This is a genomic window from Bradyrhizobium sp. HKCCYLRH2015, from assembly GCF_051168215.1.
Taxonomy (GTDB): Bacteria; Pseudomonadota; Alphaproteobacteria; order Rhizobiales; family Xanthobacteraceae; genus Bradyrhizobium.
In genome coordinates this window covers 111,454-131,851 of sequence record NZ_JBNPUO010000006.1, presented here as the reverse complement: position 1 = coordinate 131,851, position 20,398 = coordinate 111,454, and the positions used below count along the sequence as shown (strand labels likewise).

At 65.7% G+C, this 20,398-nt stretch carries 17 protein-coding genes; 10 read left to right on the top strand and 7 right to left on the bottom strand.

Annotated elements, in window-relative coordinates:
- Positions 1-55: 55 nt before the first annotated feature.
- The 5 genes from smc to ACQR1H_RS17120 form a co-directional block, all read right to left on the bottom strand.
- Positions 56-3,520 carry a chromosome segregation protein SMC gene (gene smc, locus ACQR1H_RS17140; protein ID WP_315802797.1) on the bottom strand — a complete coding sequence of 1,155 codons (3,465 nt, stop codon included), beginning with the start codon at positions 3,518-3,520 and terminating at the stop codon, positions 56-58.
- A 243-nt stretch (positions 3,521-3,763) separates the two neighbouring features.
- Positions 3,764-4,420 carry a DsbA family protein gene (locus ACQR1H_RS17135; protein ID WP_315802798.1) on the bottom strand — a complete coding sequence of 219 codons (657 nt, stop codon included), beginning with the start codon at positions 4,418-4,420 and terminating at the stop codon, positions 3,764-3,766.
- A 118-nt stretch (positions 4,421-4,538) separates the two neighbouring features.
- Positions 4,539-5,018, bottom strand: coding sequence for a DUF721 domain-containing protein (locus tag ACQR1H_RS17130; RefSeq protein WP_434907897.1), 480 nt, complete (start codon positions 5,016-5,018; stop codon positions 4,539-4,541).
- A 26-nt stretch (positions 5,019-5,044) separates the two neighbouring features.
- Positions 5,045-5,365, bottom strand: coding sequence for a HigA family addiction module antitoxin (locus ACQR1H_RS17125; RefSeq protein WP_315802800.1), 321 nt, complete (start codon positions 5,363-5,365; stop codon positions 5,045-5,047).
- Entirely contained in the window at positions 5,337-5,621 is a 285-nt protein-coding gene (locus ACQR1H_RS17120) for a type II toxin-antitoxin system RelE/ParE family toxin (RefSeq protein WP_315802801.1), read from the bottom strand. Before ACQR1H_RS17120 ends, ACQR1H_RS17125 begins: the two co-directional genes overlap by 29 nt.
- 121 nt (positions 5,622-5,742) lie before the next feature.
- On the opposite strand from ACQR1H_RS17120, the gene mutY reads away from it, so the two are divergent.
- Positions 5,743-6,837, top strand: coding sequence for an A/G-specific adenine glycosylase (gene mutY / locus ACQR1H_RS17115; RefSeq protein WP_410051434.1), 1,095 nt, complete (start codon positions 5,743-5,745; stop codon positions 6,835-6,837).
- Between the two features lie 238 nt (positions 6,838-7,075).
- Here the strand turns inward: mutY and ACQR1H_RS17110 are convergent, their stop codons facing one another.
- Positions 7,076-7,819, bottom strand: a complete 744-nt coding sequence (locus ACQR1H_RS17110; protein ID WP_434882522.1) for a helix-turn-helix domain-containing protein — start codon at positions 7,817-7,819, stop codon at positions 7,076-7,078.
- A gap of 467 nt (positions 7,820-8,286) precedes the next feature.
- Between ACQR1H_RS17110 and ACQR1H_RS17105 the strand changes: the two genes are divergently transcribed.
- The 8 genes from ACQR1H_RS17105 (at position 8,287) to ACQR1H_RS17070 (ending at position 17,952) form a co-directional block, all read left to right on the top strand.
- Positions 8,287-8,724 (top strand): HIT family protein, encoded by a 438-nt coding sequence (locus tag ACQR1H_RS17105; RefSeq protein ID WP_315802805.1) that lies wholly within the window; start codon positions 8,287-8,289, stop codon positions 8,722-8,724.
- Positions 8,725-8,923: 199 nt separating this feature from the next.
- A complete protein-coding gene (locus ACQR1H_RS17100; protein ID WP_434907896.1) occupies positions 8,924-9,748 on the top strand; it encodes an SDR family NAD(P)-dependent oxidoreductase in 825 nt (274 codons plus the stop codon).
- A gap of 147 nt (positions 9,749-9,895) precedes the next feature.
- Positions 9,896-10,318, top strand: coding sequence for a PaaI family thioesterase (locus tag ACQR1H_RS17095; protein ID WP_434882520.1), 423 nt, complete (start codon positions 9,896-9,898; stop codon positions 10,316-10,318).
- Positions 10,319-11,634: 1,316 nt separating this feature from the next.
- Positions 11,635-12,621, top strand: coding sequence for an MBL fold metallo-hydrolase (locus ACQR1H_RS17090; RefSeq protein ID WP_434840459.1), 987 nt, complete (start codon positions 11,635-11,637; stop codon positions 12,619-12,621).
- Between the two features lie 130 nt (positions 12,622-12,751).
- A complete protein-coding gene (locus ACQR1H_RS17085) occupies positions 12,752-13,372 on the top strand; it encodes a glutathione S-transferase family protein (protein ID WP_434907895.1) in 621 nt (206 codons plus the stop codon).
- 126 nt (positions 13,373-13,498) lie between these two features.
- Complete coding sequence (locus ACQR1H_RS17080) at positions 13,499-14,092, top strand: biliverdin-producing heme oxygenase (protein WP_316178176.1); 594 nt, start codon at positions 13,499-13,501, stop codon at positions 14,090-14,092.
- Positions 14,089-16,620, top strand: a complete 2,532-nt coding sequence (locus ACQR1H_RS17075; RefSeq protein WP_434886880.1) for an HWE histidine kinase domain-containing protein — start codon at positions 14,089-14,091, stop codon at positions 16,618-16,620. The genes ACQR1H_RS17080 and ACQR1H_RS17075 overlap by 4 nt, the downstream gene beginning before the upstream one ends.
- A 294-nt stretch (positions 16,621-16,914) precedes the next feature.
- A complete protein-coding gene (locus ACQR1H_RS17070; protein WP_315802815.1) occupies positions 16,915-17,952 on the top strand; it encodes a hypothetical protein in 1,038 nt (345 codons plus the stop codon).
- A gap of 3 nt (positions 17,953-17,955) precedes the next feature.
- Here ACQR1H_RS17070 and ACQR1H_RS17065 read toward each other — a convergent pair whose 3' ends face one another.
- Complete coding sequence (locus ACQR1H_RS17065) at positions 17,956-19,089, bottom strand: site-specific DNA-methyltransferase (RefSeq protein WP_316178181.1); 1,134 nt, start codon at positions 19,087-19,089, stop codon at positions 17,956-17,958.
- A gap of 386 nt (positions 19,090-19,475) precedes the next feature.
- On the opposite strand from ACQR1H_RS17065, the gene ypfJ reads away from it, so the two are divergent.
- Positions 19,476-20,396 (top strand): KPN_02809 family neutral zinc metallopeptidase, encoded by a 921-nt coding sequence (gene ypfJ / locus ACQR1H_RS17060; protein ID WP_315802817.1) that lies wholly within the window; start codon positions 19,476-19,478, stop codon positions 20,394-20,396.
- Positions 20,397-20,398 lie beyond the last annotated feature (2 nt).

Sequence of the window (20,398 nt, the reverse complement as noted above, 5' to 3'; positions counted from 1 at the left end):
TCCATGCGTCATCCCGGGCGCCGCGCGAGCGGCGGTCCGGAATGAGGAAGCACGATCACGCCACCTGCTGGTCGAGGATCTTCACGGCCTCGTCGAGCGCGACCGAGACGAGCTGCGACACGCCGCGCTCGGCCATGGTGACGCCGAACAGCCGGTTCATGCGCGCCATGGTGATCGGGTTGTGGGTGATGATGATGAAGCGGGTCTCGGTCGAGCCCTTCATCTCGTGCAGCAGGTTGCAGAAGCGTTCGACGTTGTGGTCGTCGAGCGGCGCGTCGACCTCGTCCAGCACGCAGATCGGCGAGGGGTTGGTCAGGAACACCGCGAAGATCAGCGCCATCGCCGTCAGCGCCTGCTCGCCGCCCGACAAGAGCGACAGCGTCTGCGGCTTCTTGCCCGGCGGCTTGGCGATGATCTCGAGGCCGGCCTCGAGCGGATCGTCGCTCTCGATCAGGTGCAGCGCCGCTTCGCCGCCACCGAACAGCTCGGTGAAGAGACGCTTGAAGTGGTCGTTGACGGTCTCGAACGAAGACTGCAGGCGCTCGCGCGCCTCCTTGTTCAGGCTCTGGATGCCCTGGCGCAGCCGCTTGATGGCCTCGACCAGATCGTCGCGCTCGGTGGTCAGCGCGGTGTGCGAGCCCTCGACCTCGGTGAGCTCCTCCTCGGCGCGCAGGTTGACGGCGCCGAGCCGCTCGCGGTCGCGGCGCAGCTTCTCCAGGGTCTCTTCGATCTCGTGCAGCGGCGGCAGTTGCGTGTCCGGACCGATCTCGGCCATCGCCGCGACAGCCTGCGGCTCGCATTCGAGCATGTCGTGGATCTCGCGCTCGACGTCGCCGATGCGGCGCTTGGCGCTCTCCAGCCGCTCCTCGGCGCGCGCAGCCGCCTCGCGCGACTTCGACAACGCTTCCAGCGACGCCTTGGCGGCGCGGTCGGTGTCGCCCATCGCGGTCTCGGCCTCGGCCAGCGCGTCGGCCGCGACCTGGCGCTCCTCCTCGGCAATCGCAAGCTCGTCGATCAGCGCGCTGCGCTTCTCGGCAAAGATCTCCGGCGCGTTGTCGAGTTCGGCGCGCTCGTCCCGGACCTCGGCGATGCGCGCCTCGATGGTGGCGATCTGCGAGCCGGCGCCGCGGATGCGGTTGAACCAGTCGTTGCGCTCGCTGATGATCGCCTGCACGCGGCGATCGGCGAGCTCGGCCTCGCGGGCCAGCGCCTGGGCTTCGGCGCGCACCTGCGCGGCGGCGCGGCGCTTGGTCTCGATCTCGGCGCGCACGGCCGCCAGCCGGCCGTCGGCCTCGGTCGTCGCCGGCAGCTCCTCGATCGCCTCCAGCGCATTCTGGTGCAGCTCGGCGATCTCGGCGCGGTCGTGGGCGAGGCGCGTGGACGCCTCGACCAGCGCCGATTTGCGCGCCGAATGGCGGTTGATTTCGCGCTCGGCGTTGGCGTGGCGCTCGCGCGCGGAGTTCACCTCGCGCTGCGCGGCGCGCCAGGCTTCGCGTGCGGCGCTCTCGGCGGCGGTCGCAGCCTTCACCTCGGCCTCGGCGCTCTCCAGCGCCTGGCGCTTGTTCGTGGCATCGATGCGCGCCTGCTCCAGCTCGGCCTCGATGTCGATCAGGCGGGCGCGCTCGGCGAGCCGGCGGGCCGCGCCGGTCGGCGCATGCGCGGCGGCGATGAAGCCGTCCCAGCGCCAGACGTCGCCTTCCGGCGACACCAGCCGCTGGCCGGTGCGCAGCTGCGACACCAGCTGGGCACCGCGGTCGCGCGACACCACGCCGATCTGGGCGAGACGGCGCGACAGCTCCGGCGGCGCCTGCACATAGGCGGCGAGCGGCTCGACGCCGTCGGGTAGCGCGGGGTCGGTGACCTCGGCGCCGGCGACGGTCCAGTGCATCGGCGCGGACGCATCGACCGGGGCATCGAGATCGTCGCCGAGCACGGCGCCGAGCGCCTTCTCAAAGCCCTTGGCAACGGTGACGCCGTCGATGATCGGCGGCCACAGGTTCTTGGTCTCGCTGTTGACCATCTTGGAGATGGTGCGCGCCTCGGTCTCGAGCCGCTGCACGCGTTTCTCGGCTTCGGCGAGCGGGGCGCGCGAGGCTTCGAGCTTCTGCCGCGCATTGGCCTGCGCCGACTCGTTGGTCTGCACGGCGGCCTCGGCCTGCGCCTCGGATTCCTCCGCCGCTTCGAGCGAAGCGGCGAGCGTGTCGAGATCGCCGAGATGGGCGGTCTCCTGCGCCAGCCGTTCCTCGTCGGCGCGGACATTGGCGATGTCCTGGTCGAGCCTGGCGAGACGGTCGCGATGGCTGCGGACGTTGGCCTCGAGCTGGTTGCGGCGGGCGGTGAGATCGGCGAGCTGCGTCGTCAGCTCGGTGAACTGGCGCTCGGTCTCGGCCAGATCAGCCTCGGCTTCGGCGACGCGCTCGTCGACGCCGCTGCGCATCTCGACGCGCGCCTTGATCTCTTCCTTCAGCTCCGCGTCTTCAGTCTCCAGGCGCTGCAGCGCGACCTGCGCATCCTGGTTCTGCTGCTGCTCGCGCGCAACGTCGGCGGTGAGCTGCATCAGGCGGCGGTCGAGCTCGCCGACGCGCTCCTTGGCGCGCACCTCCTCGCGGTCGAGCAGGTCGCGGGCGTTCTTCAGCCGCTGCATCGTCGCGGCGGCGCGGGCCTCGGCCTCGCGCAGCGCCGGCAGATGCGACGAGCGGATGGCCTGGATGCGGGCGGATTCGGCCTGCTCGCGGGTCCGCTCGGCCATCTCGCGCACTGCGACATCGTGCACATGCGCGGCGTCGTTGAGGTCGGCATGCGCGCCCATCCAGCGCAGATGATAGAGCGTCGCTTCGGCCTTGCGCACCTTGGCGGCGACCTCGCGATAGCGGATCGCCTGCCGCGCCTGCTTGCGCAGGCCTTCCATCTGGCCGGAGAGCTGGCCGATGACGTCCTCGACGCGCAGCAGATTGGTCTCGGCCGCCTTCAGCCGCAGCTCGGCCTCGTGGCGGCGCGCATGCAGGCCGGCGACGCCGGCGGCGTCTTCCAGCACGCGGCGGCGCTGCTCGGGCTTGGCCTGAATGATCTCGCCGATCTTGCCCTGGTGGACCAGCGCCGGCGAACGCGCGCCGGTGGCGGCGTCGGCGAACAGGATCTGCACGTCGCGGGCGCGCACGTCGCGGCCGTTGATGCGATACACCGAGCCGGCCTCGCGCTCGATGCGGCGCGAGATCTCGAGAATGTCGCGGTCGTTCACGGCGGCGGGCGCGGTGCGATCGCTGTTGTCGATCGTCATCACCACTTCGGCGTGGTTGCGCGAGGGCCGCGTGTTCGAGCCGGAGAAGATCACGGCGTCCATGTCGGCCGCGCGCAGCGATTTGTGCGAGGTCTCGCCCATCGCCCAGCGCAGCGCCTCGACCAGATTCGACTTGCCGCAGCCGTTCGGACCGACGACGCCGGTGAGACCGGGTTCGATCACGAAGTCAGTCGGTTCGACGAACGTCTTGAAACCGTGAAGACGAAGACGCGTGAGTTTCATGCACAGATTCTCTGTTGGCGGGAGACGAATCTCCCAACCCCGACAATACCATGGAAGGCAATGTCAATGTGGACTGAGTCGCCTTTGCGCCCCATTCTAGGGGCCGGACAATGGCGATGGCCGCCCGCGAGGGCAACCCGGCGGCCCCGCTTTTCCAAGGCTTTCTCGCGGCGAACGGCCCACGAATCAGAAGCGGCCCCACGAAGGGGCCGCGCTGTGTCTTGTCGGACTCAGTCTCTCGAATCAGCTCTTCAGAAGCGGGTTGATCTTCTTCTGAAACTCCTCGATCGAAGCCTCGCCCTTGATCTTCTCGCCGTTGATGAAGAAGGTCGGCGTCGAATCGACCTTGAGAATGTCGCTCGCGTATTTCTGGTCGGCGGCGATCTTGTCGAGCAGCGCCTGGTCCTTGAGGCAGGCCTCGACCTGCTGCTGGCTGAGGCCGGCCTGCTTGCCGATCCGCGTCAGGGTCTCCGTGGTGTTCTTCACCACCCAGTCGTTCTGCGAGCGGAACAGCATGTCGGTGACGGCAAAATACTTCTGTGCGTCGCCATTGGCGATGCAGCGCGTCAGCATCGAGCCCGCGGCGGCTTTGATGTCGAGCGGGAACTCGCGGAAGATGTAGCGGATCTTGCCGGTATCGATGTATTCGGCCTTCAGCTTCGGGAACACGGTGGCGTTGAACGCCGCGCAATGCGGGCAGGTCATGGAGGCGTATTCGGTGATGGTCACCGCAGCGTCTGCCGGCCCGATCGCCATGTCGGGCAAGGACTGGGGCTTGGCGACATCGGCGGCGCTCTGCGCCATCGCGTCCGAGATCAGCCGCAGCGGGGACAGGCCCGCCAGGGCGGCGAGGCCGGTCAGCGACAAGGCTGCGGTGAAGGCGCGGCGGGTGATGATCAAGGCTCTGCTCCGAAATGGGCGCATCTCGCGCCTGAAACACTCGTGACGTGGCTTTTCGCTAGCTTGAAACCCAGTTGGAGGCAATGCCGGCGCTCAAGCCGGGATCAAACGGCGAACGTCAATTTCGCTTGATAGCCGCGCCCAGCCGGGCCAGCGCGTCACGCAGCGCGTCGTCCTCGATCGCGGTCAGGGTCTGCGCGACTTTCGCCACCGTCTTCGGATCGGGCGGGGCCGGGCGGTGCTTCACCGGCGGCCGGGTCAACGGGCCCTGGCGCAGCGCCAGCTTGCCGACGGCATGCCAGCCGAAGAAGCGGTTGACCCGCTCCAGGATCACATCCGAGGAATGCTGGATCTCCAGCGCCATCGGCCCCTCGACGCGCAGGATCAAGGTGGCCGGCTCCTGCGGCTGGCCCTCGACCGGCCGCGGCCATTGCATCTTCAACGGCTGGGCATGCTCGGCGATGTCGCGGCCCGCGATCTCCGGCCAGCGTGTCACGAGTTCACGTGCGGCAAACCCCTGCTTGGCATAGGCGGCCGTCAGCACGTCGCCCATCATCAGCGAGAGAGGCTTTGCGGTGAGACGGCCGGGCTTTGCCATGATCAATGCTCGCAACGGCGCGGGCGTCAGGCCGCACGCGGCCGGATGGCCTTCAGGTCCGGCGCAATCTCGCGGCGCCGCTGCATGAGATCATAATCCATCTGGAGACCGAGGAAAAAGCCCTCCGAGATCCGGAAATAACGGGCAAGGCGCAGGTCGGTGTCGGCAGTGATGTCGCGCTTGCCCAGCACGATTTCATTGATCCGCCGGGGCGGCACGTGAACGGCACGCGCCAGCGCGTTCTGGCTCAGCCCCATCGGCTTGAGGAACTCTTCCAGCAGGATTTCGCCGGGATGGGGATTGTGCAGCAGGTTGCTTCTAGCGGTGGTAGTCGACGATTTCGACATGCGCCGGTCCTCTATCATCCCAGACGAAGCAAATTCGCCATTGATCGTTGATCCTGATCGAATGCTGGCCGACGCGGTCAGCCTTCAAGGCTTCGAGACGGTTGCCCGGCGGCACGCGGAGATCGTCGAGAACCCGCGCCTGATTCAAAAGACGAAGTTTGCGAAGCGCGACATCCTGGATGTCGGACGGCAATCTCCGGCTCCGTCGGCCGCTCCATATCAGCTCCGTCTCGCGATCCGCGAAGCTCTGGATCATCCGGAACTTATAACGCGGGACGTTATAGAATGCGAGCGCATTCTATTTGGCTCTGCCACGAGTTGGGGACTTCCGGATCAGGGTTCTGGTCTCGTTGCTCGTTTCCTCGTATGGAGGAGGGGTGGCTCAACTCAAGGCTTCTCGCAAACATGATATCGCTGTCGGGGAAGCAGGGCGTCCCGCACAGCTTCTCGCCTGGTACGACCGCCATCGCCGGCGGCTGCCATGGCGTGCGCCAGCCGGACAGCGCTCCGATCCGTATCGGGTCTGGTTGTCGGAGATCATGCTGCAGCAGACCACGGTGAAGGCGGTCGGGCCGTATTTCGAGAAGTTTGTCGCCCGCTGGCCTGATGTCACTGCGCTCGGCAGCGCCGATCTCGACGACGTGCTGCGGATGTGGGCGGGGCTCGGCTATTATTCGCGGGCGCGCAACCTGCATGCCTGCGCCGTCACCGTGATGCGCGAGCATGACGGCGCCTTCCCGGACACGGAGGAGGGCTTGCGCGCGCTGCCCGGCATCGGTCCCTATACTGCCGCGGCCATCGCCGCGATCGCGTTCGATCGCCTGACCATGCCGGTCGACGGCAACATCGAGCGCGTCGTCTCGCGGCTATTCGCCGTGGAGGAGGCATTGCCGCAGGCCAAGCCGCAGATCCAGGCGCTAGCCGCTACCTTGCTCGGACCGTCCCGCGCCGGCGACAGCGCGCAGGCGCTGATGGACCTCGGCGCCACCATCTGCACGCCGAAGAAGCCGGCCTGCGCGCTGTGCCCGCTGAACGACGACTGCGCGGCGCGCGAGCGCGGTGACCAGGAGACGTTCCCGCGCAAAGGCGCCAAGAAGACCGGCGCGCTGCGGCGTGGCGCCGCCTTCGTCGTCGTCAGGGGCGATGAGCTGCTGGTGCGCTCGCGTCCCTCGAAGGGCCTGCTCGGCGGGATGACCGAGGTCCCCGGCTCGGAGTGGCGCGCCGGCCAGGACGACGCCGACGCGCTGGCGCAGGCGCCAGAGTTGGCCGGTGTGAAAGGCTGGCACCGCAAGCTCGGCGTCGTCACACATGTCTTCACGCATTTTCCGCTGGAGCTCGTGGTCTACGCGGCCCGCGTGCCGGCCCGCACGCGCGCGCCAGACGGCATGCGCTGGGTGCCGATCGCGACGCTCGACGGCGAGGCGCTGCCCAACGTGATGCGCAAGGTGGTGGCGCATGGGTTGGGTGATTGAGGATGCGTCTGTGACGGAGGCTGAAGAACCCGGCTAGCTGACGTAGAGTGGGCAAAGGTGCGCATCACCACAGCTCGCCACGGCCGCGCTGTTTCGCGCGCCGTGCCCATCGTCCGTCTCTGGGTGCGCGGTGACGCGGCAGGCACGCTGCCGCCCTGGCGGGCGGCTGCTTTGTTCACCCTACCTGATCTCGGCCGATCGCGACGCTCGACCGCCGCGCCCATGGCGGCCATTGTAGCTACCCGATCAATTGAATCTGGACCCTGGACGGAGCGTCCTTGAGCACGCTGGCCGCGGTCGCGCCAAAGGTTGCCTTGAAGGCGTGGCTGAAATGGCTGGAGCTCGCAAAGCCTGCATCGAGGGCCGCCGACGTGATGGAGTCGCCGCCTCCCACACGCTCCACAGCGTGCCGGAAACGAATCCAAATCCTGAACGTCCTCAATGGCACCCCAATCTCTTGGACGAACAGATGCTGCAGGCGGCTGGGGGAAAGGTCGACTCGCCGGGCCAGTTCCTGGATCGAGTGATTGCGGGCGATGTCAGCCCTTATGATAGACACGATATGTTCGACCCGCGCATCGACTCGTGGTGGACGCGGTTCGATCCCCAATGCCTGCTCAGCCGCGAAATCGAAATCGTCGAAGCGTAGTCTATGACCGGCCTGATGCAACGCGTAGAGATTCCGCACAGCGACGATAAGCGAGCTTTCGACGTCAGGGGCCAGTGAGCTTAGGCCACATCCCTGATGGGGCGAGAGGCGCCGATAGTAAGGATCGTCAGGATCGTTGTATATCACGGCGACCGGCGCCCCGCTTGGATCAAGGGTATGCGACAAGCCTGCGGGGACGATGGCCGTAAGGCAGGTCAGGCTTTCCCCGGCCATTGTGGTGCCGATCCGCAGAGGCCCCTGAAGCGCCACCAGGCAGACCGATATTGGATGCCGGTGCAGCGGCAGCGCACCTGGACGCCCGATGAACATCATTCGCTGAGGCCAGAGGCACAACAAAGCTCTCTCGTCGAAGTTGGTAGCCGATTCTGGCAAGCGACCATTCCTCCACACGTCTATGCTGCGAGAAGATCACGCCGACGCAATCCAGCGACCTGGGCGCGCAAGCTCTTGTCGTACGCGGCGTCCATAGCGGAAAGATCTGTTTGGGGAAATGATGTCCAACGCTCTCTTGATTGCGACTGTTGAGTTGTGGCGGCTTCTTGCCGTGGCCGGCATCTGGAAATGCCGCCTACACGGTACAGCCCGCTTGCAACACGCACCCGGTCAGCCTCGGCCAGACTAAGAGACGACGGTCCGTGTCACGCGCGCCGCGCCCGGCACGCGAGACCCCCTCAGCGATTGCGCCCCCGTGCCGCGGACCACACGTCCTCGGCCGATGGAGCGCCGCGCCGTCACACAAAACGCCCCACCGCAGCCTCTCCCATACTCCGGAGCACCAGATGACCCTCACCGCCCCCTACGACCCCAACAACATCTTTGGCCGAATCCTTCGCGGCGAAGTTCCCGCCGCCAAGGTCTGGGAGGACGATCACGTCCTCGCGTTCATGGACGCCTTTCCGCAGTCGGAGGGGCACATCCTGGTGATCTCGAAGACCTCGACCTCCCGCACCCTGCTGGACGTGGAGCCGGACGTGCTCGCTCGGATGGCCGTAGCCACCCGACGCACCGCCCGGGCCGTGGTCAAGGCGCTCGCACCCGAGGGTTTCCTGATCGTGCAGTTGAACGGGGCTGCCAGCGGTCAGACCGTCTTCCACCTGCATTTCCACATCATACCTCGCTGGGCTGACGTGCCGATGAAGGGCCACGGGGAGGCGCCGATGGGTAAACCAGAAACCCTGCTCGCCCTCGCCGACCGCATCGCCGCTGCGCTCGATTGACCGCAGCCCGGCATGCGGTCCGCTGTCGCTCAAATACCGATCGGAATAGCTCGGATGTGGCAGCACGAAGACGATGTGGTCATGCCTTGCGGCGACGCGCCGTCGCCCTGCGGGGTCTCACCGGAGGCTTCAAGCACTGGGAGCTTGTCCGAAGTCCTGCTCAGCAACGGCACCTGGGAAGCTCAGCAAGGATTCTCACATGTTTCGTTCACTTAGCATTGTCATCACCGGGGGAGCGACAGGCCTGGGCTTTGCGATAGCGAACGCGCTTACCCCTCAAGGCGCTCGGCTGACGCTCCTCTCGCGGCGGACCGATAATCTGGACCTCGCGGCTCAGGAACTTCGTCGGCGACACGCCGGCGCCGATATCGAGGTTCAGGCCGTCGATGTTGGCGATCCAATTGCGACGTTCCAGGCCATCGGGGAGGTTGCTCGTCGCCGAGGCGGGATCGACATGGTGTTCAACAATGCCGGCGTGATGCGCGAGGGGCGGTTCGAGACCCTCACCGACAATGACTTCCGGGACGTGATGCAAACCAATTTCTTTGGTGTGGTGAACGTCACCAGGGCTGCTTTACCCCATCTGGGCGCCACTGGCGGGCGGTTGATCAATATAGCATCGATCGCTGGTTTAACCGGCATTTTCGGTTTCACCGCCTATGGATCTGCGAAACATGCCTTGGTCGGCTTCACCGAATGCCTGCACTACGAGCTGCTGCGCCAAGGTATCAAGGTTCATCTCGTCTGCCCGGGAGAGTTCGAGACGCCGATGGTCGCGGAGCTCGATTCCTATCGGACACTGGAGAACCGGAGACATACGCTGACCATCCCGAGAACTCCCTTGGACCTCGTGGTTGCGGATACATTGCGGGGAATCCAGCGCGATCGGCATTTCATCGTTCCGGGTGGGCGTGCCCGGCTGGCCGTCCTCGGCCTTCGGCTCTTCCCATCGATTGCGCGTAGGCTTGGCGCGCGCATGGTCGCGAAGCTTGAGCGGAAGCGCCGGCGTGAGGGGCCCGGGTGAGAGAGAGCGGATTCACGCCTCGAACAACGACCTGGATCAGCGCCCGGCAGCCGCGCCTGGACAGCGCTCGGCGATGGCGACTTCGGCTGCTGACACAGGGCTGGCAGCAGCGGACATTTAGAACTTGGGCGCAACGAGGAGGCACCCATGATCGCAACCGCAATCGACACGCTCGCTTCGCCGCCCTGCGCCATGTTGCTCGGCTGGCGGCTGATCGACGGCCGCCCGGCTGACGGCTGGATCAAGATCGGCTTCGACGGCAAGCCGGAGTTCTGCAACCCGGCCGGATTCATCCAGGGTGGCATACTCGCATCGATGCTCGACGATACGATGGGACCTGCGGTCTTCATCAAGACCGAGGGCCGGCTCTACACGGCGACCGTCAGCATGACCGTCAACTTTCTTGCGCCGGCAAAACCTGGACCGATCGTCGGCGAGGCGCGGGTGCTCCAACTCGGCAGGACGATAGCCTTCATGGAGGCACGCCTCACTGGCGATGCCGGTGTATTGCTCGCCACCGCAAGCGCGAGTGCCCGGCTGGTCGAGGCGACGAAGGCGCTCGCCAAATAACCTCAAGCTTGCCGGATACGCAGGACGTTCCGAGATATCTTGCTCCGGCGACCGTACCGACACGCTCCGCCGTCGTTCCGGCGAACGCCGGCATCCATGCCCCAGGGAGCGGATTGGAGAGTTACAGAGCTACGGTGACGCTGCATAAAACCGGCTCCGACGAGCGGGAGGCGACGAGGCAACTGCAGCGGGCCAACCCTGGCAGTCATCCAGACGCAAGTTCCGTTTTTCAGAATTCCTCTTGACTCTCCCCCCAAATCAGGTGTCTTATCCACCCGTTCCGTCCCGGCAGGAGGGGCGTACGCGTCGTCACGACACGCGGGGCGGGATGCGGTGGCTGCGACGGCGTCGTCCGACGAACGACGTCGACCGGTCTCGTGCAGCGCTGCGTCGGCTCGCCGGCGTGAAGCGGGTGCGGGGTCTTTCGCGGACGTTGAAATCGTGTGGTCCTGGCATCCCGGTGCTGATGCCAAGCGGGCGGTGATGATGATCCGCCGGTGACGGGGGCAAGACAGCCGGTCCCCGGGGAGATCACGTATAAGACGGAAGCCCATCGCGCAGGGAATGCCGGATGATCCGGCTGGACCTGTGGTGACTGCCGCCTGCTTTCTTTGTTGCAGGCGGGCCATGGGTTGCGGCCAGCACCCGGCATTCCCTGCGCCCTCTTCTTTGCGAGGGTCCTTCTCGGCAACAGCTCGGGCGCTTCGCGCCGCGAGACGGCGAGGTCGCGTCTGTCGTGTTTCGCCATCGATCGACAGGAACACTGTTTCTCAATGGCAGGGGCGTGCCTGACTCGCATAGCCAGACATCCGATCCGCGCCGATGGACCCTGCGTCGCGTCGCCTGGAACGATCATTCTGCAAGCAACCGCCGATGCTGCGCCAAGTTTCGCGACTGTAGCGCTGAATCCTTTCGCTTGGCTTGTCTTTTACGTTGCGACTGCATTGCAGATGTAGATAATCTTAGATTGTGTTTGATGGTCGTGCTCTTTGAGCGCGCAGACCTGTTCCGAGCTGCTGCTCCTCACCCTGAGGAGCCCGCCGACGGCGGGCGTCTCGAAGGGCGAGGCCACCCTGGGGCCTCATGGTTCTCCCGGCGATGCGTAGCATCGTCCGGAGACGGCGCTGCGCGCTTCCTCACCATGAGGGTTGAGCGCGGAAACCGGTGCTGCACATGACCATGAGCGGCGTGCTCATCGAGAACGGGCGTGCTGATCGAGAAGGGGAAAGCGTCGGCACCTTGTTGAAGTGACAACATCATGATCGGCAGCTCGGACCAACGCGAGCAAGGAATAAGATCGATTTGGGGAGGCAAAGATGACAAAGCTAACAGGATTTTCACGTCGTTCGATGCTGGGCCTTGGCGCTGCGGCCGGGCTGTACGGTCTCACGAGTCCCGTCCTGGCCAAGGGCCCGTTCCTGAACACGCAGGCGCCGACGTTCTTCCGCTTCAAGCTCGGCTCGGCCGAGGCCACCATCATCTCCGACGGCGTGTTGCCGCTCGGCGATCCCCATGCGGCGTTCCTCGGCATTTCTCCCGGTGATCTCGATGGAATGCTGACGAGCAACTTTCTGCCGACAGGCGCCGCGACCCTCGAGCAGAACATCCTGGTGCTCAACACGGGAGACAAGATCATCATCTTCGACAACGGCATGGGCGTCTCGAAGCTGTTCGGCGACACCACCGGCAAGATGCTGACGACCTTGAAGCAGGCCGGCATCGAGGCCAAGGACGTCGATGCGCTGGTCATGACGCATGCCCATATCGATCATTGCGGCGGCGTCATCGGGCCGGACGGCAAGCCGAGCTTCCCCAATGCCGAGCTGTTCATCTCCGAAGCCGACTTCACCTTCTGGACCGACGAGGCCAAGGTCGGCCCCAACTACAAGGCGTTCTACGAGCAGGCGGTGCGCAATCTCGTGCCTGTCAAGGACCGCATCACCTTCTTCAAGGACGGCCAGGAGTTCCTGCCGGGCGTCCAGGCGATGTTCACGCCCGGCCACACCGTCGGGCATACGATCTTCCTGATCCAGTCGGGCAAGGATCAGCTCGCCTATATCGGTGACATCTCCCATCATCCGGTGCTGCTGATCGAAAAGCCGCTGATCGAGTTCGCCTATGACACCGACCCGAAGCAGGCCGCCAAGACCCGCGTCCGCGTGCTCGACATGCTCGCCGCCAACCGGACGCGGATTCTCGGTTATCACTTCCCATGGCCGGGCATCGGGCACATCGGCAAGGCCGGTGACGGCTTCCGCTACTTCCCGACGGCGGTCCACACGATGGATGTGGCGCCGCTGTGACCTGAGGCCGCCTTGCCGTTTGCCCGACCGCCGGCGCATGCTGGCTGCGCAGACGTGTTCCCTCGACAGCGGGATGGACGGCCGATGCCGCCGCCGCTAGGTTTTGGGTCTCGTCTTGTCAGGGATCACCATGCTCAAGCTCTATGTGGCGCCAGGCACCTGCGCGCTCGCTTCACACATCGCGCTGGCCGAGACCGGCGCCGACTACGTCGCCGAGAAGCTCAGCTTCAAGACCAACCAGCAGAACAGCCCGGACTATCTCGCGATCAATCCCAAGGGGCGCGTTCCGGCGCTGGTGACCGAGCAGGGGGGTCTGACCGAGACGCCGGCGATGCTCGCCTATATCGCGCAGCGCTTCCCGGAGGCTCGTCTTGCGCCGCTCGACGACGTCTTCGCCTTCGCCGAGGTGCAGTCCTTCACCAGCTATCTCTGCTCGACGGTCCACATCGCCCACGCGCACAAGATGCGCGGGTATCGCTGGGCGACCGAAGAATCCTCCTTCGCCGACATGAAGAAGAAGGTGCCGGAGACGATGGGCGCCTGCTTCGCCCTGATCGAGCAGAAGATGTTGCGCGGTCCCTGGGTGATGGGCGAGCAGTACACGATCTGCGATCCCTATCTGTTCACGATCGCGCAATGGCTCGAGGGCGACGGCGTCGACATCAACGCCTTCCCGAAGGTCGCCGCTCATTTCAAGCGCATGGCTGAACGGCCGGCGGTGAAGAAGGCGCTTGCCGAGGTCTCGGCCTGAGGAATGCCAAGGCCCCCGGGGATGCCAGAAAAAACGTCGCTTGGAGCGGGAACTCACCCGTTCCAGTGACGTTGCATGAGGCCGTGGCGCGCCGTGCGGCCCCATCTCCTTTTTCTGAGCCCCTTGATGTCGCTGGCTGCCATTTCCGATGATCCAATTCCCGCTGACGGCACCGAGGGCATTCGCGACAGATTGAAGGCCGCCACGTCGGCGGCTCATCATGCCCTCGACGAGCGCCTCAGCTGCTTCGACCTGACCACGACGGCGCATTATCGCCGCTTCCTGCAGGCGAGCGCGGCCGTGCTGTTGCCGCTGGAACAGATGCTCGACCGTGCCGGCGCCGACGCGATGCTCGGCGACTGGACCCGGCGGCGGCGCGCGGAGGCGATCCGCGCCGATCTTGCCGATCTCAACGGCCGTATCGTTCCCATGGACCTGCCGGCGCGGCCGCTCGATCGTGCCTTCGTCTTCGGCACGCTCTATGTTCTGGAAGGCTCGCGTCTCGGGGCGGCCTATCTGCTGCGCATCGTCGCGGCTTCGGCCGACCCCCGCGTGCGACGGGCAACGCGCTATCTGCGTCACGGCGCGGGGCAGGGGCTGTGGCGCAGCTTCCTGTCACAGCTTGCGGAAGAGCCGCTTCCTCCCGGCGACGATGTCAGAGTGATCATGAGTGCACGCGAAGCGTTCGCGATGTTTGCGAAGGCGATGGCAGCAGCATGAACGAGCCGGTCAACCTCACCAATTGCGATCGCGAGCCGATCCATGTCCCCGGAACGGTGCAGCCGTTCGGATTCCTGCTGGCGCTGGTGTCGGACTTCACCATATGCATGGCCTCGGAGAACGCGCCGGACTTTCTCGGCGGCGACCTCGGGTGGCTGCTGCAGCGGCCGCTCGATGCCGTGCTCTCGGAGGCGGCCGCGGCCGCGATCCGTGCCAGGGTCGACTATCTCAGCGGCCCGGATGCGGTCGAGCGCGTGTTCGGCGTCGATCTGCAGGGTCGTGGCAAGCTTTTCGACCTCGCCATCCACTTTTCCGGTGCGTATCTCGTCGTCGAGGCCGAGCCCAGTCTGATCGAGCCCGGCGTCAATTCCGGCGAACTGGTGCGGCTGATGCTCGGCCGCATCCGCAAGACGACGGGGATGATGGATCTGGCGCAGGAGGCGGCGCGCCAGCTCAAGCTGTTGACCGGCTTCGATCGTGTGATGGTGTATCGGTTTCATCCCGACGGCTCGGGCGAGGTGATCGCCGAGGTCGCGGGCTCCGGCCTGGAGCCGTTCCTCGGGCTGCATTATCCGGCCTCGGACATTCCCAAGCAGGCGCGGCAGCTCTATCAGCGCAACTGGCTCCGGATCATCGCCGACATCAACGCCGCGCCTGCGCCGCTGCAGTCGACGCCTACGCACAATGCCGGACTGCTCGACCTGTCGATGAGCGTGCTGCGCGCGGTCTCGCCCATTCACATCGAGTATCTCCGCAACATGGGCGTCGCCGCGTCGATGTCGGTCTCGATTCTGCGCGAAGGCAAGCTGTGGGGCCTGTTCGCCTGCCATCACTATGCGCCGCATCATCTGTCGTTCGAGAAGCGTACCGCGGCCGAGCTGTTCGGCCAGATGTACTCCTGGCTGCTCGAGGCGCGCGAGCGCGAGACCGACGTCGCCTATGAGGCGCGTGCGCATCAGATCCAGGAACGGCTGATCGAGCGCGCGGCTGCGCAGGCGCACAGCAAGCGCGCGATCCTCGACCTTGTCGCCGACTATCGGCAGATGATCGAGTGCGACGGCATCGCCGTGTGGTCCGACGACGAGATCACGCTCGAGGGCGAGACGCCGACCGAAGAGGAGGTGCAGGACCTCATCGGCTTCATCAACCGGACCTCCCCCGGCCGCATCTGCGCCAGCGCCGAGATTGCCAAGGTGTACGCGGCCGGCGAGGTATTCCGCGATCGCGCCGCCGGCTTCCTCGCCGTCCCGATCTCGCGCACGCCGCGCGACTGCCTGATCTTCTTCCGCCGCGAGGTGTTGCGCTCGGTCAACTGGGCGGGCGATCCGAACAAGACCTATGCCGAGGGGCCGCTCGGGCCGCGCCTTACGCCGCGCAAGAGCTTCGAGCTGTGGCAGCAGACGGTGGCCGGCCAGTCGAAGCCATGGTCTTCGGCGGACCTGCGCATCGCCGAGGGCCTGCGCATCACTCTGCTTGAAGTGATTCTGCAGCTTTCGGAGCTCGCCGCGCGCGAGCGCCGCGGCGCACAGGAGCGGCAGGAGCTGATGATCGCGGAGCTGAATCACCGCGTCCGCAACATCCTCAGCCTCGTGCGCGGCCTGGTCGCGCACAGCAAGGAGACCTCGAGCTCTGTCGAGGAGTTCGCTTCCGTGCTCGGCGGTCGCATCCAGTCGCTGGCGCGCGCCCACGACCAGATCACCAATCTCAATTGGGCGCCGGTCGCGTTGCGCGCACTGCTCGAATCGGAAGCGGGGGCCTATCTCGGTTCGCGGGCAGGGCGGGTGCTGATGGAAGGGCCGGATGTCGCGCTCGACCCCAAGGCGTTCGCAACGCTCGCGCTCGTCGTGCACGAGATGATGACCAACTCGGCGAAATACGGCGCGCTGGCCGACTCCACCGGACAGGTGCAGGTGATCTGGCGGCTCGATCCCGGCTCGAGCCTGGTCATCGACTGGAAGGAGAGCGGCGGCCCGCCTGTGCAGCCGCCGTCGCGGCGCGGCTTCGGCACCACCATCATCGAGCGTTCGGTGCCGTTCGACCTCAAGGGCGACGCCGAGATCCGCTTCGACCTGCTCGGCGTGCAGGCGCGTTTCGTGATCCCTGCCAATTTCGTCCAGATGGTGCCGGCGATGACAGGCGCTCCCTCCCGTCATCAGTTCAAGGAAGAGGACACGCCGCGGCTGTCCGGTACGGTGCTGATCGTCGAGGACAATCTGATCATCGCGATGGGCGCCGAAGTGATTCTGCTCGAGCTGGGTGCGCGGCACATCGACACCGCGGCCTCCGTCAATCAGGCGTTGAAGTCGATCGAGCGCGCGGTGCCGAGCTTCGCGCTGCTCGACATCAACCTTGGCGCGGAGAGCAGCCTGCCGGTCGGGCACCGGTTGAAGGAACTCGGCGTGCCCTTCATGTTCGCGACCGGCTATGGCGAGCGTGCGCCGATTCCGGTGGAGCTGTCCGACATGCCGGTGATTCAGAAGCCGTACACGCGCGAAGTCGTCGAGAAGGCATTGATGAAGATCAAATGAGTCGCACGCGCATCAAAGTCGGCTTTGCGCGTCGCGGTGATTGGCATTCATGATTGCAGTCTTGGGTTTTCTCACATCCGCGTGTTTGTCGTGAGCGACATAACGCACGATGGGAGACACAGCATCGACTATCCCACTGTTGCTGCGACAAAACAGCCCGAAAATATTAGAACGCATCCAAAGGACACCGCTGTTCTAACATTGTTTCGACAAATGGAACCTCCGCAGCCTTATTCCGAACGAAGTCATCGCCGAAACGGCGCAACGGGGGCGCGTTGAATCGTCGGAGGTCTGATGACGAATCGAACGACGAGTTTGTTGCCGTGCGTTGCTATCGCCGTGCTGGCGGGAGCGGCTGCGACGACAATCGAGTTTACACCGGCATCGGCTGCAGACGAATGCCTTGCAAAGCCTGCGGGGACGCCGGCGGGGAAGCACTGGTTCTATCGCATCGATCGCGCGACCAAGAAGCAGTGCTGGTATCTGCGCGACGACGATCGCGAAGCGAAGGGCGCGTCGCTGGTCACGCGCAAGCTCGCCTCGCAGAAGGAGCGGGCTCAGCTCTCGTCGACCGCGGCCAATGCACGTGCCGAGATCCAATCGTCGTCCAAGGACGCCGCCGATGAGGTGAAGGTCGTGTCCTCGACGCCGACCGCTGCGGCGTCTGTGCCGGCGACGTCTGCGTTTCCGTCGGTTGCTGCATTTCCGGCCGCGCCTGCACCGGTCGCCGCGCCGGCGCCCGTCGCGTCAGCGTCGGCGGGTGCGCCCGACCCGGTCGGCGCGGCTGTGAACGAATCTGCTGTTGCGACGCGTTGGCCCGACCAGTCCGGCACGCTGCAGGCAGCGGCGGAGCCCGGCGCGCCGCGCGCATCCTCCTACACGCTCGCTGCCGCCAGCGACACCAGCGCCGCGGAAGCGGCTGCTCCCGCGACGCCGGCGCTGGCCGCTGCGGATGCGTCGCCGGCCGTGACGATCGGCATGTCCGGGGACGATGCGTCCAAGACGCGGATGTTCGCTTTCCTCGGCGCAGTCGCGATTGCGGGCTTCTCGATCAGCGTGCTGTTTGCGCGCGCCCGGGGCAGGCGGCAGCTCCGCATCGAGCCGGCGGCCGCCCGGCGCGTCACGCGTTGGCCGGCGGAGCCTGAGCTCGATCGCATGCAGCTGCCGCCGGTGGACAGCTACTATCCGGCCCTGGCGGGACGCAGGGGTAAATCGTCGCAGTCGACTGCGCAGGTCTCGGTCGTGCCGCGCGACGACGCTCGCTACGATGAGCAGTACGAGGTCGAAGACCTGCTGGCGCGTTATTCCGGACAGGAACGCCGGAATTCGTGAGCGTCAGGCGACGGACATCTCGGAGCGAATCTCGGCGCGCAATTCGTCGATCAGCCTGAGGCCGCCCTTCGTCTCGACATGCCAGAAGGTCCAGCCGTTGCAGGCCGGCAGACCTTGTGCCACCGCGCCGATGCGGTGGATCGAACCGACCTTGTCGCCCAGCATGATGGCCCCATCGGCGCGCACCAGCGCGCCGTGGCGGCGCTTGGAGTCGACGAGCTTGGTGCCGGGCGCGATCATGCCGCGCTCGATCAGCTCCGAGAAGGCGACGCGCGGCGCTTCGCGCGCCGTCATGAACGGTGCGAGCGTGGCCTCGGGCAGCGGCTCGACCGCGGCGATGCGCCGCTCTGCCGCTTTCGCATAGACCTTGTCGCGCTCGAAGCCGATGTAGCGGCGGCCGAGGCGTTTCGCCACGGCCCCGGTCGTGCCGGTGCCGTTGAACGGATCGATCACGAGATCGCCGGGCTTCGATGACGACAGCAGCACCCGCGCCAGCAGGCCCTCGGGCTTCTGCGTCGGATGAACCTTCTTGCCGTCGCCGTCCTTCAGCCGCTCCTCGCCGGTGCACAACGGAATCAGCCAGTCCGAGCGCGCCTGAACGTCCTCGTTGGCGGCCTTCAGCACTTCGTAGTTGAACGTGTAGCCCTTCGCCTTCTCGTCACGCGCGGCCCAGATCATGGTCTCGTGCGCGTTGGTGAAGCGGCGGCCGCGGAAGTTCGGCATCGGGTTGGACTTGCGCCAGACGATGTCGTTGAGGATCCAGAAGCCGAGATCCTGCATGATCGCGCCGACGCGGAAGATGTTGTGATAGGAGCCGATCACCCAGATCGTCGCGCTCGGCTTCATCGCGCGGCGCGCGGCGAGCAGCCAGGCGCGGGTGAAGTCGTCATAGGCGGCGAACGAGGAGAACTTGTCCCAATCGTCGTCGACGGCATCGACCTGCGATTCGTCGGGACGCTTGAGCTCGCCCTTGAGCTGCAGATTGTAGGGAGGATCCGCGAACACCAGGTCGACGGATGCGGCCTGCAGTTTCGACATCTCGGCGACGCAGTCGCCGACGATGATTCGTTGCTCTTCAAGCGGCTGAAATTTAGTGCGGGGCGCCTTTGCAGACGCCCCGCGACGCGACTCTACCATGACTCAAGAACTCTGACTCAGGCGACGCTGTCGGCGACGCGGGACCTAACAACCGACTGCCCACACATTGACGTGGCAAAGTAAAAATGGACTTAATCGGGAAAATTTTTCGCATCGATGCGCACGCGTTCATCACGCGCACCGACGATGATGAGCCGTTCGTCGATGCGCGATGATCTCTGCGCAACGTGGCGATTGCGATGGGCTTTTTCGCTTCGCGCGCACGCCGCCGCCCGGCGAGGGGAGGTTGCACATGCCGGATTTTTCGGCTCGCGCTAGGCAAAATTTGCCGGCCGGGTTATTGATTAACACAGTGGAAATTTTACCTGTTTGCCGCGTTAGGCATTTCGCGCAGAGCCGCGCAAGGACAGTGAGGAAAGGCCGCCATGCGTTACGATGATTTCCGTCGCAGCGACGACATCGACGACCGTCGCGACGAAGGCGGCGGGATGGGCGGCGGTATGGGTCTGCCGATCGGCGGCGGCGGGCTCGGCATTGGCACCATCATCGTGCTCGGCCTGATCGGCTACGCCTTCGGCATCGACCCGCGTATCCTGATCGGCGGCGCCGAGATGATCACCCGTGGCGGCGCGCCGATGGAGCAGGCCGACCGGCGGTCGCCCGGCAAGACCGGCGCGCCGAAGGACGAGATGGGTGACATGATCTCCGGCGTGCTCGGCGAGATCGACGACCGCTGGAGCGAGATCTTCCAGGCCAGCGGCCAGAATTATACCGGGCCCAAGATCGTGCTGTTTCGCAACAGCACCAATGGCGGCCGCTGCGGCATGGCGCAGTCGGCGATGGGGCCGTTCTACTGTCCGCCGGACCGGCAGATCTTCCTCGACACCAACTTCTTCCGCGAGGTCGAGACGCGCTTCCGGGGCTGCTCGGGCAGCGCCTGCAAGTTCACCGCGGCCTACATCATTGCCCACGAGGCGGGACACCACGTCCAGAACCTGCTCGGCATCTTGCCGCGCGTCACGCGGATGCAGCAGCAGTCGGACAACAAGGCCGAAGCCAACGCGCTGCAGGTCAAGGTCGAGCTGCAGGCCGATTGCCTGTCCGGGGTGTGGGTCAATCGTGAGGCCAAGAAGCGTCCGGGCTTCCTCGAGGATGGCGACATCGACGCCGCGCTGACGACGGCCTCGGCGATCGGCGACGACACCCTGCAGCGGAAGGCGACCGGACGCGTGGTGCCGGATTCGTTCACCCATGGCTCTGCCGCGCAGCGCAAGCGCTGGTTCATGGTCGGCTATCAGCAGGGCACGGTGCAGGCCTGCAATACGTTCAGCGCCGGTTCGCTGTAGGA

Excerpts from the sequence above, each read along its gene's own strand:
- ACQR1H_RS17075 (WP_434886880.1), top strand. The coding sequence starts at position 14,089 with ATGAACGAGCCGGTCAACCTCACCAATTGCGATCGCGAGCCGATCCAT.
- ACQR1H_RS17120 (WP_315802801.1), bottom strand. The coding sequence starts at position 5,621 with ATGATCCAGAGCTTCGCGGATCGCGAGACGGAGCTGATATGGAGCGGC.
- ACQR1H_RS17090 (WP_434840459.1), top strand. The coding sequence starts at position 11,635 with ATGACAAAGCTAACAGGATTTTCACGTCGTTCGATGCTGGGCCTTGGC.
- smc (WP_315802797.1), bottom strand. The coding sequence starts at position 3,520 with ATGAAACTCACGCGTCTTCGTCTTCACGGTTTCAAGACGTTCGTCGAA.
- ACQR1H_RS17110 (WP_434882522.1), bottom strand. The coding sequence starts at position 7,819 with ATGATGTTCATCGGGCGTCCAGGTGCGCTGCCGCTGCACCGGCATCCA.
- ACQR1H_RS17125 (WP_315802800.1), bottom strand. The coding sequence starts at position 5,365 with ATGTCGAAATCGTCGACTACCACCGCTAGAAGCAACCTGCTGCACAAT.
- ACQR1H_RS17080 (WP_316178176.1), top strand. The coding sequence starts at position 13,499 with ATGTCGCTGGCTGCCATTTCCGATGATCCAATTCCCGCTGACGGCACC.
- ACQR1H_RS17095 (WP_434882520.1), top strand. The coding sequence starts at position 9,896 with ATGATCGCAACCGCAATCGACACGCTCGCTTCGCCGCCCTGCGCCATG.
- ACQR1H_RS17130 (WP_434907897.1), bottom strand. The coding sequence starts at position 5,018 with ATGGCAAAGCCCGGCCGTCTCACCGCAAAGCCTCTCTCGCTGATGATG.
- ACQR1H_RS17085 (WP_434907895.1), top strand. The coding sequence starts at position 12,752 with ATGCTCAAGCTCTATGTGGCGCCAGGCACCTGCGCGCTCGCTTCACAC.
- ACQR1H_RS17065 (WP_316178181.1), bottom strand. The coding sequence starts at position 19,089 with ATGGTAGAGTCGCGTCGCGGGGCGTCTGCAAAGGCGCCCCGCACTAAA.
- ypfJ (WP_315802817.1), top strand. The coding sequence starts at position 19,476 with ATGCGTTACGATGATTTCCGTCGCAGCGACGACATCGACGACCGTCGC.
- ACQR1H_RS17105 (WP_315802805.1), top strand. The coding sequence starts at position 8,287 with ATGACCCTCACCGCCCCCTACGACCCCAACAACATCTTTGGCCGAATC.
- ACQR1H_RS17100 (WP_434907896.1), top strand. The coding sequence starts at position 8,924 with ATGTTTCGTTCACTTAGCATTGTCATCACCGGGGGAGCGACAGGCCTG.
- ACQR1H_RS17070 (WP_315802815.1), top strand. The coding sequence starts at position 16,915 with ATGACGAATCGAACGACGAGTTTGTTGCCGTGCGTTGCTATCGCCGTG.